This window comes from Vibrio sp. 10N.222.51.C5 (genome assembly GCF_041474575.1).
GTDB lineage: Bacteria > Pseudomonadota > Gammaproteobacteria > Enterobacterales > Vibrionaceae > Vibrio > Vibrio crassostreae_C.
In genome coordinates this window covers 51,597-66,264 of sequence record NZ_JBFRUJ010000034.1, presented here as the reverse complement: position 1 = coordinate 66,264, position 14,668 = coordinate 51,597, and the positions used below count along the sequence as shown (strand labels likewise).

13 protein-coding genes and 1 pseudogene are annotated in these 14,668 nt (G+C 44.4%); 3 read left to right on the top strand and 11 right to left on the bottom strand.

From position 1 onward, the window contains the following. Window positions 1–390, bottom strand: a pseudogene (locus tag AB4558_RS11900) (transposase); the annotation flags it as partial. A gap of 101 nt (window positions 391–491) precedes the next feature. On the opposite strand from AB4558_RS11900, the gene AB4558_RS11895 reads away from it, so the two are divergent. Then, window positions 492–809, top strand: coding sequence for a hypothetical protein (locus AB4558_RS11895; RefSeq protein WP_372083446.1), 318 nt, complete (start codon window positions 492–494; stop codon window positions 807–809). A gap of 132 nt (window positions 810–941) precedes the next feature. Here AB4558_RS11895 and AB4558_RS11890 read toward each other — a convergent pair whose 3' ends face one another. The 4 genes from AB4558_RS11890 to AB4558_RS11875 all read right to left on the bottom strand — a co-directional run bounded on the left by AB4558_RS11890 (window position 942) and on the right by AB4558_RS11875 (window position 4,325). Next, the gene (locus AB4558_RS11890) at window positions 942–1,232 is read right to left on the bottom strand and encodes a type II toxin-antitoxin system RelE/ParE family toxin (protein WP_005377002.1); all 291 of its coding nucleotides are present in this window, start codon (window positions 1,230–1,232) and stop codon (window positions 942–944) included. Further along, entirely contained in the window at window positions 1,222–1,470 is a 249-nt protein-coding gene (locus tag AB4558_RS11885; protein WP_004730320.1) for a type II toxin-antitoxin system Phd/YefM family antitoxin, read from the bottom strand. The genes AB4558_RS11890 and AB4558_RS11885 overlap by 11 nt, the downstream gene beginning before the upstream one ends. 788 nt (window positions 1,471–2,258) lie before the next feature. After that, window positions 2,259–2,657 carry a hypothetical protein gene (locus AB4558_RS11880; RefSeq protein WP_017064752.1) on the bottom strand — a complete coding sequence of 133 codons (399 nt, stop codon included), beginning with the start codon at window positions 2,655–2,657 and terminating at the stop codon, window positions 2,259–2,261. A 96-nt stretch (window positions 2,658–2,753) separates the two neighbouring features. Further along, window positions 2,754–4,325 (bottom strand): EAL domain-containing protein, encoded by a 1,572-nt coding sequence (locus AB4558_RS11875; protein ID WP_372158831.1) that lies wholly within the window; start codon window positions 4,323–4,325, stop codon window positions 2,754–2,756. Between the two features lie 363 nt (window positions 4,326–4,688). Between AB4558_RS11875 and AB4558_RS11870 the strand changes: the two genes are divergently transcribed. Both AB4558_RS11870 and AB4558_RS11865 read left to right on the top strand, forming a co-directional pair. Beyond that, the gene (locus AB4558_RS11870; protein WP_372158830.1) at window positions 4,689–5,111 is read left to right on the top strand and encodes a lysozyme inhibitor LprI family protein; all 423 of its coding nucleotides are present in this window, start codon (window positions 4,689–4,691) and stop codon (window positions 5,109–5,111) included. A gap of 155 nt (window positions 5,112–5,266) precedes the next feature. Continuing rightward, window positions 5,267–6,061, top strand: coding sequence for a carbon-nitrogen hydrolase family protein (locus tag AB4558_RS11865; protein WP_372158829.1), 795 nt, complete (start codon window positions 5,267–5,269; stop codon window positions 6,059–6,061). 102 nt (window positions 6,062–6,163) lie between these two features. Here AB4558_RS11865 and AB4558_RS11860 read toward each other — a convergent pair whose 3' ends face one another. The 6 genes from AB4558_RS11860 to rbsA all read right to left on the bottom strand — a co-directional run bounded on the left by AB4558_RS11860 (window position 6,164) and on the right by rbsA (window position 14,644). Next, window positions 6,164–8,623, bottom strand: coding sequence for a CHASE3 domain-containing protein (locus AB4558_RS11860; protein ID WP_372158828.1), 2,460 nt, complete (start codon window positions 8,621–8,623; stop codon window positions 6,164–6,166). Between the two features lie 222 nt (window positions 8,624–8,845). Further along, window positions 8,846–9,847 (bottom strand): substrate-binding domain-containing protein, encoded by a 1,002-nt coding sequence (locus AB4558_RS11855; RefSeq protein ID WP_372138586.1) that lies wholly within the window; start codon window positions 9,845–9,847, stop codon window positions 8,846–8,848. A 152-nt stretch (window positions 9,848–9,999) separates the two neighbouring features. Then, window positions 10,000–10,944, bottom strand: a complete 945-nt coding sequence (rbsK, locus tag AB4558_RS11850) for a ribokinase (RefSeq protein WP_372158827.1) — start codon at window positions 10,942–10,944, stop codon at window positions 10,000–10,002. A gap of 205 nt (window positions 10,945–11,149) precedes the next feature. Next, window positions 11,150–12,028 (bottom strand): ribose ABC transporter substrate-binding protein RbsB, encoded by an 879-nt coding sequence (gene rbsB / locus AB4558_RS11845; RefSeq protein WP_081230700.1) that lies wholly within the window; start codon window positions 12,026–12,028, stop codon window positions 11,150–11,152. A gap of 127 nt (window positions 12,029–12,155) precedes the next feature. Next, window positions 12,156–13,142: a ribose ABC transporter permease gene (rbsC, locus tag AB4558_RS11840; RefSeq protein ID WP_017068492.1), complete on the bottom strand. Its 987-nt coding sequence runs from the start codon at window positions 13,140–13,142 to the stop codon at window positions 12,156–12,158. Beyond that, on the bottom strand, window positions 13,139–14,644 hold the full coding sequence (rbsA, locus tag AB4558_RS11835; protein ID WP_372158826.1) for a ribose ABC transporter ATP-binding protein RbsA: 1,506 nt from the start codon (window positions 14,642–14,644) through the stop codon (window positions 13,139–13,141). Before rbsA ends, rbsC begins: the two co-directional genes overlap by 4 nt. Window positions 14,645–14,668 lie beyond the last annotated feature (24 nt).

Below are 14,668 nucleotides of genomic sequence, written 5' to 3'. Positions count from 1 at the left end.
CTTAAGGTTCTGTCTATGATGTACCGATAGGATGGCTTGTTGCTCGGGGGATTTTACGGGTACAAAGCGAGTTGATGGACGCTGAACAGCTTCGCAGATAGCTACTGCATCATTAAGGTCGTTCTTTCCCTTAGTTCGATAAGGAATTACGTATTTAACAGCCATAATACGGGCTTCGTGATCGAGTGTATTGAGTGTTCTTGCTCAATAATGTGCACCACCACACGCTTCAACGCCTATACGCATGAGTGGCATATTTGCTATTGTAGTCAGTAGTTTAGAGCGGGTTACTGACTTATGAAGTATGACCTTACCATTTTGGTCTACGGCATGAAGACTAAAGTGGTTTTTAGCTAGGTCGATACCGCAGAAATAAGAATAATCAGACATGGTGCCTCCGATGCATTTAAGTACCACATAAGTGTGGCAGATCCTCGGTAGGGGGAATCCATGTCATTCGTTAGTTTTAAAGTGAGTATATAGAGGTAACTATGACCAATCAAAATGAAGATAAAACACTAAAAGAAGCTGTTCAGTCTGTAGGTGATATTAAAGTTTCTAGTGTTAAAAAGTCCGTTCGAGTGTTTGCTTCTTTTCTTTGGAAGCTAAGCGTATTTGCGTTTATCGGTTTTTGTATAATTGCGGGATTTGAGTTAGTTACTCGCGATATGCTATTTGACTATGACGGTAAGCTAGATATTGAAAATGCACTGTTACTCTGCTCTCTAATCATTGGCCTCTTTATCGCCATATATGAGTTGAAATCTGGAAAAATTGGGCCTTGGCTACAAAAAATTATAACCAACTGAATTTTACTTTATTCACGATCAAATAAAACTAACAAGGCGTTTAAACGGAACAAAAACAGTGGGTTACGTTTCGCTTCGCTACACATTATAACCCACCATTTTAGTCCGCTTAATGCGGCGTTGATACCGCAATCAATCATCTAACCTTTTCATAGCTTTACGGTAAACATCGCTACGTTCGCGTTTTCCGACTGCTAAGACGGTTACAATGATGACATCGTCTTCAACTTTGTAGACGAGACGGTAGCCCGATTGGCGCAGCTTAATCTTATACATGTTGTCAGCTCCAGAGAGTTTTGAAGCCGGAACATGCGGGTTATCTAAACGCTCGATTAGCTTTTTCTTAAATTGTTGTTGAAGCGTTGAGCCAAGCTTTTTCCACTCTTTGAGTGCACTCTTTTTAAAGTCGAGTTTATAGGTCATCAATATTTACCGAAATACTCTCTTCAGATTCACGCTCTTTCGCAATAGTTAGTAGTTCAAGATCTTCGAGTCTGTCCATCATCATTTCGTACGCTTCGGCTGGTACGCAATAAAATGCTGGCTCATTTCGGTTCAGTACAGCAACAGGTTCACCGTAAGCACTAGTTGCAACTTTCATAGGGTTAGCTTTCAACTCAGTAATGCTTGCAGCAACATCGGCTAAAATTCTAGTGGTCATGTAATAGGTCTCTTAAGTGGTCTTTATTTTGGTCATTTTAGCCTCAATCAAGCGGTATAACAAGTTGCTTAAGAGTGATTCGCAACACGTGGCATTTTTACTATGCGTTGGTTTATGTGTTTAAGGTATTATACGGAGGCTAAGGTATTGGTTTGCTCACACCTTAGCAAGGCGTAAAGTGTCGATATCTTGGGATAATAGTTCTAGATATCTAATTCAAAATAGCTGCGTAAACCTTAATTTAGAGGCTCTTGAACCATGGTATTACTTATAGTTTGGTTGGCTATTTGGGTTTCTTCAGCCAAACCACTTGCTTCTGTCGCCCGACGAACATACCGCATTAGAGTACAAAGTAGTTCGAATGGTTGGAAAAGTATTTTGTTTTCTATATTGGCTCACCTTACCTTTGTTCAACTATTTAGCTTTCCTGTAGATAGTTGGTTTTACTGGGTACTTCCAGTACTAAATGTTTTGTTTGTTATGCACATGCTCTTGCTCTTGGATTTGGTTCTAGATCGTTATAGTGTGGTTGATACTTCACGTTTTACCCATCGTTCAATTGCACCTTTTTTGGTGTCATGTAGTGCATTTATTGCAATGCTTTTCTACTCAGCTTATCTCAATGATGCAATACTGAGGGGAGTATGTATTGCTGCTCTCTCAATAGGTTTGACAGGGTTTCTAGTAACTTATAGAAATGTAAAATAGGGTCATACAGCTAACAGAGTATTTTAGGTTGATAAGAATCAACCCAACCAAACAGGGCGCCAATAACGGCGCCCTTTGTGTTAGTTGGACACGCTGTAAGTGTCGTAATTGCGAAGTAAGAAGATTGCGATACAGGCTGCGAGCATTGGCCAAGAGGCGAAGAACAGTAGGTTGTTGAACGGGTCCATGTATTTTCCAAAAGAGGAAAAGGTTGAGCCTGCATGAAGGACTAAAATGGCTCCGTAGGTGTACTTTTTCCACATGCCTACAACGAATGCGCCTAAAAATCCGAGCTGCGCGACACCCAGAGCCATCATCGCATTGTTCGAGATGTCGATGCCGTAAAAGCCAGACAGTACTTTTGTCGCGTGCTCAGGGACAAGGATCTTATCCAAGCCCCAGAATAAGAAGACGATAAAAATGCCGATTCTCAGCAGTAGTAGGCTAGTTGCCAGTTTGGTTTGAAGTGTCTTTTCCATGATATCCCTTGTGATGCATTCAATGATGCGATGATTTAAATGTTCATCAAAGGAGACCCATAGCCTTCGCGTTTTCTTTCGCAGTTTTTCAGTGGCTTATGTAACAGGAAATGTCTGGTTGGTTTGTTCCTCAACGTTATCGGACTCAAAATGCTGCTGCCTGAGTAAGCTGACAGTCAGGTTTATCGGCATCGGTTTATAAAAATAGAAGCCTTGGATATAGTCGACGCCCAGTTTAGACAAGATGTTCACTTGGGATTCGTACTCAACCCCTTCGACGATCACTTGCATACCTAAGGTGCGGGACAACTGAAGCATGGACTCCAGCAAAGGGATACCAAGGCTTGATTCGTCTGATATGTTTTTCACAAACACGCGATCGATTTTGAGAATGCTGAACGGGAATTGTCTCACAAAGTCTAAGCCCGCATAGCCCGTACCAAAATCATCAATCGCAACTCTTACGCCCATATTCGATAGTTTGGTTAGGTTGCCTCTGATTTTGACCATGTCGGCATCAGAACATTCACCATCTTCGGTTACTTCAAAAACCACCTGTTTGAGAATCTCAGGGTGTCTTTTAAAGATGCTGATCACCTTGTTAGAAAAGTTACTGTTGGACACAACGTTGCGGCTGATGTTGACGCTGATGTACTTTGAGTCGAACACATCTTGATTGCTTTTCAACGTCATTAATACTTTGCGCAGCACGAAGTAGGTGAGCTCCTCAATTAAGCCTAAGCTTTCAGCAAGCGGAATGAAAATAGCCGGGGAGACGTTACCTTCAATTGGGTCGTTCCATCGTAATAGTGACTCACAGCCGACGATCTCATTGGTGTTTTGGTTAACGATAGGCTGCATGTGAACATGAAGGTGTTGGTTTTTTAGCGCACTTGAAAGCGAATATTCTAAGCTGCGTTGGCTCTGCTTTTTATGCTTGATGGAAAGGAGAATAATGGTGGTGATTCCGGCCATCAAAAAGCCAAACCATAAATAACTCAACATGAAGTGAAGATAAAACTGATACCCAATGTATGAGGTGATGGTCAATGGGTAGGTGTTTGATTGTATCCGCACCTTGGCGATTGATGAGTCAATATCGGTAGGGTGGATATCTCTTTTGATCACTTCAACTTTGGCCTGTATTCCATGGCTGCTCAGGTTTGTTTCAACAAGGTCATAGATGAAGTGTGGCGGAATCATCAGGCTCACTCCGGCATCTTCTTTGTTCGAGAAAATGAGCATGATGGACTGAACTTGCGTGATGGCCGAGTTGGAATACGACAGGGTTGTTAAATTCGGGTCGTCATTGAGTCGCTGCCTGATGGTGCTGTATAGGCGAAATGAAACGTCACCATCGGTGGTTGAACAGTAAAATCGGTTCTGTTTATTGAATACCGCTGCTTCTTTTACCCAATCGGCTTCAAAAACGTTTTGTCGAAGCTGTCTAACGATCGCGTCGCAAGACTGTTCAGGTCTAACTTCAGATAAAAAACGGTCGAACCTTGATTGGATCCTTTCTAACCTAGTTTCGACTAACCTTGATGTGTCTTCGGTTAATGTTTGGTAGTGATACGGTGTAAAAGGAATGAGCATTGCCATGGAAAAAAAGAAAGAGATGGCAAAGTAAAATGAAGTCTTGGCAATGTTTTGGTACTTGATATCCATAGTTGGAGAAGCGTTACCGATTTATGTGAGCATTCGATTTAATTTATAAAGTTAGCGTTTAGGTAGCAATATAAATAATTAATAGTGTGAATGCAGGCACGAATTATTGATATAAATAATATATTTTCTAGTTTTACCAGCAAAATCTGAGCGTTATCTCGTTTATTTGAGTTGGCGAGGCGTCATTTTTGATGATTCATGCGGATAACAAATGCTTATATCCTGATAAATTTTATTGTTATTTGCTCTGGCTGAATGAGCTGAATGAGCTGAATGAGCTGAATGAGCTAAATATTGAGCCACGTTTAAATAAATAAAGTCACGACTCGATTCGTTTTGGTGGTGACAGCATAAAGGATGATTATGACAAAACTGATATCAGCACTCATAGCGGTGTGCTTCTCATTCTCTGCGTTGGCCGACGAAGGTGTTGTTGATTGCGAGAATGCGATGAATACCATCGAGATCAATCACTGTGCGGCAATTGAGTTGGAATCTGCACAAGCGGAACTGGATAAATACCTTGCAGCCAGCTTTGAGCACAATGCTTATGAAGCTCAGCTGGTCGCTTCAATTAAGAAGGCTCAGGAGAGCTGGCAGGCGTACATGACAGCACATTGTGACTCTGTTTACATCCAATGGCGTGATGGTTCTATTCGAGGGGTTATGGCGCTTTCCTGTAAGACAAGGTTAACCAAGCAGCGCACGCATGAGGTGTGGGAAAACTTCTTAACTTATATGGACAGCACGCTTCCGGTTTTACCAGAGCCTAAATTAGCGCCGTAGGCAGGTTTAAAATACGTACAGGACTGTGCACCTGCTTCAACCTTTGGCGGGCGAATAAGAAAGCGATAGGGGATTGGCCTACTCTTTCGTTCTTAGTTCTTAGTCTCCAGCTTGAAGCATTACAGCTTGAAGTATTACCTAGCAAGGAATCGATTGTGAACAATGTCAGTATCACGCTTATTCAGCTTGAAGTTGAATACAAAAACAAACAAAAGAATATGGATTCGGTCTCTGATCTTTTGCAAGCGGAGCCGTCAGTCGGTGATATTACTTTACTGCCTGAACTGTTCACGACTGGGTATATTTTTAACGAGGCTGAAGAAATTCACGAATTGGCTGAAGACTTCGCCGACAGCAGTACTACTATTGATTCATTAACGCAGCTTGCAGCGAAGCATGACACCTTGATTGTTGCAGGCATTGCCGAGAAAGATAGTGGCCAATATTACAACAGTGTGGTGGTTGTGGATGCTTCCGGTTTACGACACAAATACAGAAAAATCAGTCAAACCAAATTCGATAAGCAGTATTTCTCGAGAGGGGAGGAACGCCTCTCGTTTGAGCACAAAGGCTTAAAGTTTGGTGTCGCGATTTGCTTTGATATTTGGTTCCCGGAGATCATGAGAGGGTATCAGTCGGTCGACGTTATTCTTCACCCTGCCAACTTCGGTGGGCATCATAGTTTTGCCATTGCTCAAGCGAGAGCCTTGGAGGAAGGGTGTCACATGGTTACTTGTAATCGCGTCGGGCAAGATGTGGTTAATGCGTTTACCGCGACTTATTGTGGTGGAAGCCGAGCCTACTCACCCAAAGGGGAGTTAGTGACTAAACTTAACGACAAGCAATCGGTAGAAACCGTGAGTATTCAAGATCTCTCGATTGCGCCGCAATACAATGGTATTGATGTCGAAAATGAGATCCAACAAATAACCGATCTGTTAAACCGCTAAACCGATAGACCGTTAAATCGCTAGAACAGAGACTAGCGCGGTATAAGATCGAAAAACGCAAGGTGATTAAGCCTTGCGTTTTAGCTTGGGAACGAAGCGCTCTTAAGCTTGATCGTTCATTTGATTGAGATGCTCGACTGAATGGGCGTTTTTCATCCGCTGAACTTGATGGATATTGACCATAAGGCGATTGAGCAGCTTTTGCAGTCGTTCAATATCCGGCAATTGTTGATTTTTGGCTTCGACTTCTAGTTCCAATGCCTGCTTAGAAAGCATGTTAAGACCTAAGTTTAGCGACATGCCTTTAATGGAGTGCAGGGTACGACAAAGTGGCTCCAACTCCTTCGCTAAATAGTATTCGATGACACGGTCAACCGACTGTTCGAACTCAATAATGGTTGAGTCGATAAGTAAACTGAACCCTTCCGTATCGTCTTTAAGTATGCGTATCACTTCTGACTGACTTATCTCTTCTTCTGTTAATCTCAGTGTTTCAATTGGCTTGCGATGAAGTTCGACGATATTTTTGATGTCAGTCGAGCCTTCGGTTTTTATTTGCTTAGGTAATCGATTCGAAAATTGTTGCAGGGCATCGAAAAAGCTCTCTTGTTGCAGAGGCTTGGTCAGAATATGGTCGACACCCGCCTGAATAAAGTTGTCATGCGCCTCACGGAATACATCGGCCGTATAAGCGAATATCAAGGTATCGAGTTTCAGCTTTTCGCGGATGTAATTTGTTGTCTCGACCCCGTTCATTTCAGGCATATGATTGTCCATCAAGATAAGGTCATATTGAGTGGTTTTGAGGCGTTCAATTGCTAGTTTTCCGTTCTCTGCATGATCGACATGATGGCCGAGCTTTTCACAAAAGCCTTGTGCAACAATGGCATTAATACGGTTATCTTCCACCAACAGGATACTTAACGAGTCATAACTGAGAGTTTCTGCATCGACTGTATGGGTAGCGATGTCTTTCGCTTTGCTTTCTTGCCATGTGATAGGCAGGGAGACTTGGAATTTTGTACCAAGCCCAACTGCACTGGTTAATGTGATTTCTCCGTTCATGAGGTTGACTAGGTTCTTGACGATTGCGAGGCCAAGCCCTGTTCCGCCAAACTTCCTTGTTGTGGAAGTGTCGGCTTGTTCGAACGAATTGAATACCTGCTCGTGCTTATCTTTCGGGATACCAACTCCGGTGTCTGTTACCGTGAGAATCAGTTGATTGTTGGGGCGATTGAGGTCAGCTTGAATGGACACATGACCTTCTTTGGTGAATTTGGTCGCATTGCCGCCCAAGTTGAACATGATTTGACGTAGCCTTGCACAGTCTCCGACGAGTTGGATGTTTTTCGGTATGTTATTTTCGATCAACAGGCGAATGCCTTTTTCATCGGCTAAGGGTTTTAGAGCGCTGCATACAGGCTGCATGACTTGAACAAAATTAAAGGGTGCCACATCTAGCTCAAGCTTGTTTTCTTCGACTTTTGAGAAGTCGAGAACGTCGTTGAGTATTGTCATCAAGTGGTGACCAGAATCGAGAATGATGTTGATGTTCTCTTTTGTTTCGGGTTCTTGGGTCTGGCTTGCAATGATTTGAGATATTCCAAGAACGCCGTTCATTGGCGTTCTGATCTCGTGGCTCATGGTAGACAGAAAATCGCCCTTAGCTTTTACTGCGGCTTCAGCTTTGGTTCGTTCGGCGATTAGCTCCTGAGTTTTCGCTCTCATTTCACTGTTATTACTGATCAAATTGGCTGTCATTTTTTGAAAGCTTTGTTTGAGATGAGCGATTTCGTCTTGGGTGTTTATATTCGAACTCAACTCCAGAGTTGCAGCACCTTGATCCAAATGGCCAGCGGCAACTTGGTTAGTAGCCTCAAGTAGGGTGTGTAATCTTCGATTAATACGCTTTGACGCCCACGCAGCAACAAGGAGTGAGATGAACACGGAAAACAGTGTTCCGAGGATTAATATGTAGCTGGTTTGATTGGCTGAGCTCTCCGATTTTTCGACCCTGAGAATAATAAGTTGTTGTTCAATTTCAATGAATTGAGCAATCTCTTGGCGGATCTCATCAATCAATTTTTTTCCGGTTTGCTGCTGAGTGAGGTCGATGACACTTTGTATTTCAGCTTCGCCTTTATTGACAAGGCTGCGTTGATTGATCTCTTTCTCTCCAGACTGTTTCAGCCATGTTTTATGAATATCCTCGATTCTATATAGGCGTTCTACTTGAGGTGGGTTATCACTCACTTGAGTCGCAAGGGTTTGGAGTTTTTGAGGCCATACATCAAGCGCTAAATGGTAGGGTTCTAAAAAAACAGGATCTCCCGTGATCAAGTAACCACGTTCAGCCGTTTCTATGTCGACCGTTAAGCTGAGAAGTTCTTGAGCCCGAGCGATGGCTTTATGTGTGTGTACAACCCAATTATTGTCTTTTACAACCGTTCGGGTGTTTTCATGGACAGAAAAAGCCACGATAAGCATCAAAGCGATAGGAATCAAAAAGCTGACTAATAGCTTTTTCTGTAGGGATATATTGTCAAACCAACCCGCGATCATAAAACAGCGCTCTCCATGTCGTTGTTATTCACTGTTAGTGTAGATGATAATCAGTCGTTAAGTGCGCAAATAGTTGCTGAGTGCGTAAATACATATTTTAGCGTGTAAGTTTCGTATATTAACGGCATTTTAGGGGCGATTAAGCGGCGTTATTATGTTTCAAAGACAAAAAAGCTAGCCCGAATAAGCTAGCTTTCAACTGTATCATGGGCGGGTTGAGCCCTAAATCGCTTTTACGCTGCTTCGCTCTACAAGAGTCGGTTCTAGTTCAACGACTTGCGGGTAGGCGTCTGGCGTTTGTAGTCGGCTTAACAGGGTATCGACCGCCGCTTTACCTAAACGGTGCTTTGGCTGGTGGATTGTGGTTAAAGCGGGTGTCATGTACTTAGATAAGTGGATGTCATCGTAGCCAATGATAGACAGGTCATTTGGAATCAATGTGCCATCTTGAGCTGCCGCATGAATCACGCCCATCGCCATCATATCGTTACTTACGAACAAAGCAGACGGCATTTCGCCACGAGTTTTTAATGTTTGGTAAGAGTCAAAACCACCGTCACATTCAAAGTTGGATTCAACAATCCACTTAGGGTTGATCTCTAAATTGGCTTCTTCCATTGCTTGCTTGAAGCCTTGATAACGAGACGAAGCTTGATTGCGGTGCAGTGGGCCAGTGATACAACCAATTTGAGAATGACCGTTATCTATCAAGTGCTTAGTTGCCATGTAGCCACCTTGGTGCGAGTTGTCTTGGATCTTATCGCTCGCAAACAACATAGGGCCCCAATCCATGACTACAACAGGCAGTTCTGGGTAGCGCTCGAATACATCGATATGTTCGCCTTCAAGGGTAGAACACATTAGCATCAGGCCATCGACTCGCTTTTGCAGCAAGGTATCGATAGAGGATTTCATGCGTTCGCTATCGCCTTCGGTGTTACACAAGATAAGGTTGTAGCCTTTTTCGTAGCAACGACGTTCCACACCTTTTACCACTTCGCCAAAGAATGGGTTGGTGGATGTGGTCACTAGCATTCCCAAGGTTTTGGTTTGCTTCATTTTCAAGCTGCGAGCCAATGCAGAAGGCGCATAGTTGAGTTCTTTAGCCGCACTGTTAACACGCTCAGCAATCTCTTCACTGACAAAGCGTGATTTGTTGATCACGTGGCTCACGGTAGAAGTCGAAACCTTTGCGAGCCGTGCGATGTCTTTCATTGTTGCCATAAAAAATCCTTGTGGGAATAACCTTCCACGTTGGGCGATATTCTGCCTGAAAACAGGGGCTTATTCTTGTTATTTGTTGTTACCGAATTTGAAGGCTAACATCCGTTAACCACGGTTTAGCTCAGAAGTTAGGCCTTCAAATAGGTATCAAACTAAGCAGACAGTTGCTCTGCCAAAAACGCATCGGTTTCAGCACGGCTTGGAATCGACGTTTGAGCACCAAAGCGTGTCACAGAGATAGCAGCTGCAGCATGAGCAAATTTAATCGCACGCTCAAGTGGCATATCTTCAAGCAAGCCTGTCACCAACGCGCCGTTAAAGGTGTCACCTGCGGCAGTTGTATCTGTTGCTTCAACACGGAAACCTGCGATTAGTTCACCTTCGCTGGCTTCATTGCCTTGACCGCGATGACTCACCCACACGCCTTTCGCGCCTAGCGTGATCATTACCGTTTCTATGCCTTTAGCATGCAGAGCCAACGCAGCCTGATGAGCAGACGCGTTGTCCGTCACGGTAATGCCTGTCAGCACTTCTGCTTCAGTTTCGTTCGGTGTAATCACGTCAACACAAGCAAGCAGTGAATCCGATAATGGACGAGCAGGAGCTGGGTTTAGAATGACTTGCGTGCCACTCTCTTTTGCTACTTTCGCAGCGTATTCAATGCCTTCAATTGGCGTTTCAAGCTGAGTCAGCAAGTATTCAGCGCCGCGAATCTTCTCTAGATGCGGCTCGATTTGATCGCAAGTCAGCTTGTCGTTCGCTTCCGCAGAAAGACAAATGCTGTTTTCGCCGGTTGCTGATACTTGGATCATCGCAATGCCAGTCGGCGTGTTGTCCGCAACGATCACACTGTCGATGTTGATACCATCTTTAGCGAAGTCTTGACGAATGTTGATGCCAAATGGGTCGTCACCGACACAGGCGATGAAGCCAATGTCTGCGTTTAATCGCGCTGCGGCTACTGCTTGGTTTGCGCCTTTGCCGCCAGGGATGACCTGATAGTTACCGCCAATCAAGGTTTCACCCGGACGAGGGAACGAAGGAACTTGCAGTACGTGGTCAGCGTTAACGCTACCTAAAACAATCAGTTGAGTCATGATACGAGCCTTATGATATATCGTATTTGAAAATGCATGGATCTTTCTCATGGTATTCATTGCTAGCCTTGTCAGTGGCTTATGAGAAACAGCGATGCACTATCGGGTTTTGTTTTTATGTTAAGTCAGTGAGCTAATGAACTAATGAGTTAAGCAAAGCAGGGGATAGGGGACCCCTGCTTTATATCGCGTTATCTAGTAACCATTACTTAGCGATGATTTTTAGAGGTACTGGTACGTACTCGTCTACTGTTTCGCCTTTCAGTACTTTGTCTGCCATTTCGATACCTAGAGAACCGATTAGGTCAGGTTGTTGGGCAACTGTTGCGCCAAGTAGGCCGCGGTTAACTGCTGCGATGCCGTCTTCAGTGCCATCAAAGCCAACGATCATCACTTCTTTACCTGAAGCTTGAACTGCGCGAAGAGCACCTAGAGCCATTTCATCGTTCTGAGCGAATACCGCTTGTACGTCTGGGTTAGCTGCAAGCAAGTTTTCCATTACGTTCAGACCTTTAGTACGGTCGAAATCAGCAGGTTGGCTTGCTAGAAGCTCAAGGTCGCTACCGTTTACTGCGTTCATGAAGCCTTCACCACGTTCACGAGCAGCAGAAGTACCAGCGATACCTTCAAGTTGGATTACTTTCGCTTTTTCGCCCACTTTTTCCATGATGAAGTGGCCTGCCATTTCGCCGCCGATTACGTTATCAGAAGCGATGTGGCTCACTACGTCACCACGGCTTGCACCACGGTCTAGCGTTAGCACAGGGATGTTTGAGCGGTTAGCAATACGAATCGCGTTAGACACAGCGTCTGAATCCGTTGGGTTAATCAGGATTGCTTTAACACCACGAATGGTTAGATCTTCAATGTTCGAAAGCTCTTTGCTTGGGTCGTTTTGAGAATCAAGAACGATAAGCTTGTAGCCTAGCTCTTCAGCTTTCGCTTCTGCGCCATCTTTCATGGTTACGAAGAATGGGTTGTTCAATGTAGACAGAACGATTGCCATTGTATCTTGCGCCTGTGCAGACACAGATACCGTTGTAGAAAGAAGAGCAGCAGAAATAAGAGTCGCTAATTTTTTCATGGTGTAAGTCCTTTGTGTAGGGTGAGCTAGGAGGTGAGTCCTAGCTCGTAGTTACATTATTTATAGATTCTAATATTTAAAGGTAAAGCAGGGTGTTACTTGTATTAACCTAGAGTGTGGATAGGTTTTATTTGTTTTTGTTGTCGACCAATACCGCCAGAAGAATAACCACTGCTTTTGCAATCATCTGGTAGTAAGAAGATACGTCTAATAGGTTTAGGGCGTTGTTTAGGAAGCCGATAATCAATGCACCAATCAATGTGCCCATGATGCGGCCACGACCGCCGGCTAAGCTTGTGCCGCCAAGAACCACGGCTGCGATAGCGTCTAGCTCATAACCCATACCTGCGGTTGGTTGAGCTGATGACAAACGCGATGCCACGATGATGCCTGCGACTGCTGCTAGCAGACCACAGATTGCGTAAACGCCGATTTTTACTTTGTCTACGTCGATGCCTGATAGGCGAGTTGCGGATTCGTTGCCACCAAGAGCGTATACGTAGCGACCAAAGCGTGTGTGGTTAAGTAGGTACCATACTGCTGCGAATACCACGACCATGATCCATACTGGAACTGGGATACCCATTGCGTAGCCGGTACCGAACCAAGCGAATGCGTCTGCTGTGTCAGTGAAGCCTGTTGAGATAGGACGACCATCTGTGTAAACCATGGTTACGCCGCGTAATAGAGTCATGGTTACAAGCGTTGCGATGAAGGCTTGAACCTTACCCTTGGCGATAATCACACCACTGATAGCGCCCAATGCTGCACCTGCTACAAGAGCGGTTGGTACTGCGATCATCACAGGGATTTCCATGCCAATCATGCTGGCTGCGAACGCACCACAAAGCGCCAGTACAGAACCAACACTCAAGTCGATACCCGCGGTTAAGATAACCAGCGTCATACCTACAGCGATAATTGCGTTAACCGAGGTTTGGCGCAGAATGTTTAGGATGTTGTCGACAGTAAAGAAGTTCGGGTTTAAGAAAGAAACGACAACAATCAAGAAGAGCAAAGCAATCAATGACTTTTGATCAATCAGCCACTCTTTGCTGATTAACGGTTTTTTCTTTGGAGCTTCAGTTGTTTTGCTCATGGTTTTAGTACTCATGCTGCGTCCTCGTTGATATTTTTACCGACCGCACACGCCAGTAATAATTCTTGGTTTGCTTCTTTAGCATCAAATTCACCGCTTACACGGCCTTCATGCATCACCATGATGCGGTCACTCATTCCTAACACTTCTGGCATTTCAGATGAGACTAAAATGATGCTCATGCCGTCGGCTTTAAATTTATTAATGAGTTGGTAAATCTCTTTCTTAGCACCGACATCGACACCGCGCGTTGGCTCGTCGAGAATCAGTACTTTTGGTTTGGTCATCAAGCCCTTAGCGATAGCCACTTTCTGTTGGTTACCACCAGAAAGGTTGCCAATAATCTGTTCGCGCGTCGGGGTTTTGATGTTGAATAGCTTGATGAAGTCATCTACTGCAATCACTTCGCCTTTATGTTGGATTTGACCGCTCTTTGTTAGTAGGTCAAGTGAACATAACGACATGTTTTCTTTAACAGAAAGCCCTAGAACTAAGCCATCGCCTTTACGGTCTTCAGAGATGTAAGCAATGCCATTGGCCAAGCCGTCTTTCGGGCTTACAGGGTTGATGGTTTTATTTTCTAGGTTGATGACGCCGCGTTCACTTGGAAGGGCACCGTAAATCACTTTCATCAGTTCAGTTCGGCCAGCACCCATTAGGCCAGATACACCCAGGATTTCACCGCGTTTTAGCGTAAAGCTCACATCGTGAACACCAGAACCCGTCAGGCCAATCACTTCAAGACAAGTTTCACCATGGCTCTGGCCGATACGTGGATATTGTTCGTCTAACTTACGACCAACCATCATTTCGATTAGGCCATCTTCGTCGGTGTCTTTTACTTCACACTGACCAATGAACTTACCGTCACGCAGCACGGTGATGTCATCACAAATCTCGAAGATCTCTTTCAAACGGTGAGAGATGTAAACAATGCCACAGCCTTCATCGCGCAATTCGTTAATCACCTTAAACAGAGATTCAGTTTCGGTATCGGTTAGCGCATCGGTTGGTTCATCCATGATGATGACTTTAGATTCAAACGATAGGGCTTTCGCAATCTCTACCATTTGCTGCTCACCAAGGCTCAACTGACCTAGAGGCGTTTTCGAGCTGTGTTTCACGTTAAGGCGTTTAAGTAGCTTGTCTGCTTCTTGGTACATCTCGTTCCACAAGATACGACCCATGGTGCCCGTGATTTCACGACCTAAGAAGATGTTCTCGGCGATGGTCAATTCAGGGATTAGATTCAGCTCTTGGTGAATGATGCTAATGCCTGCTTGTTGAGAATCACGTGGCCCTTTAAATGCAGCAGGTTTTCCTTGGTAGGCAATAGTGCCGCCGTCCAAGTGGTAGATGCCTGTCAGCACTTTCATGAGCGTTGATTTACCTGCACCGTTTTCACCCATTAACGCCATTACGCGTCCTGGATAAACGTTGAGGCTTGCCTTATCCAGTGCTTTAACACCAGGGAAGGCTTTCTCAATTGAGTTAAGTTCTAAAATGGCTTGAGTCATGTCGGTTCCTTTACTCGGGGCCAG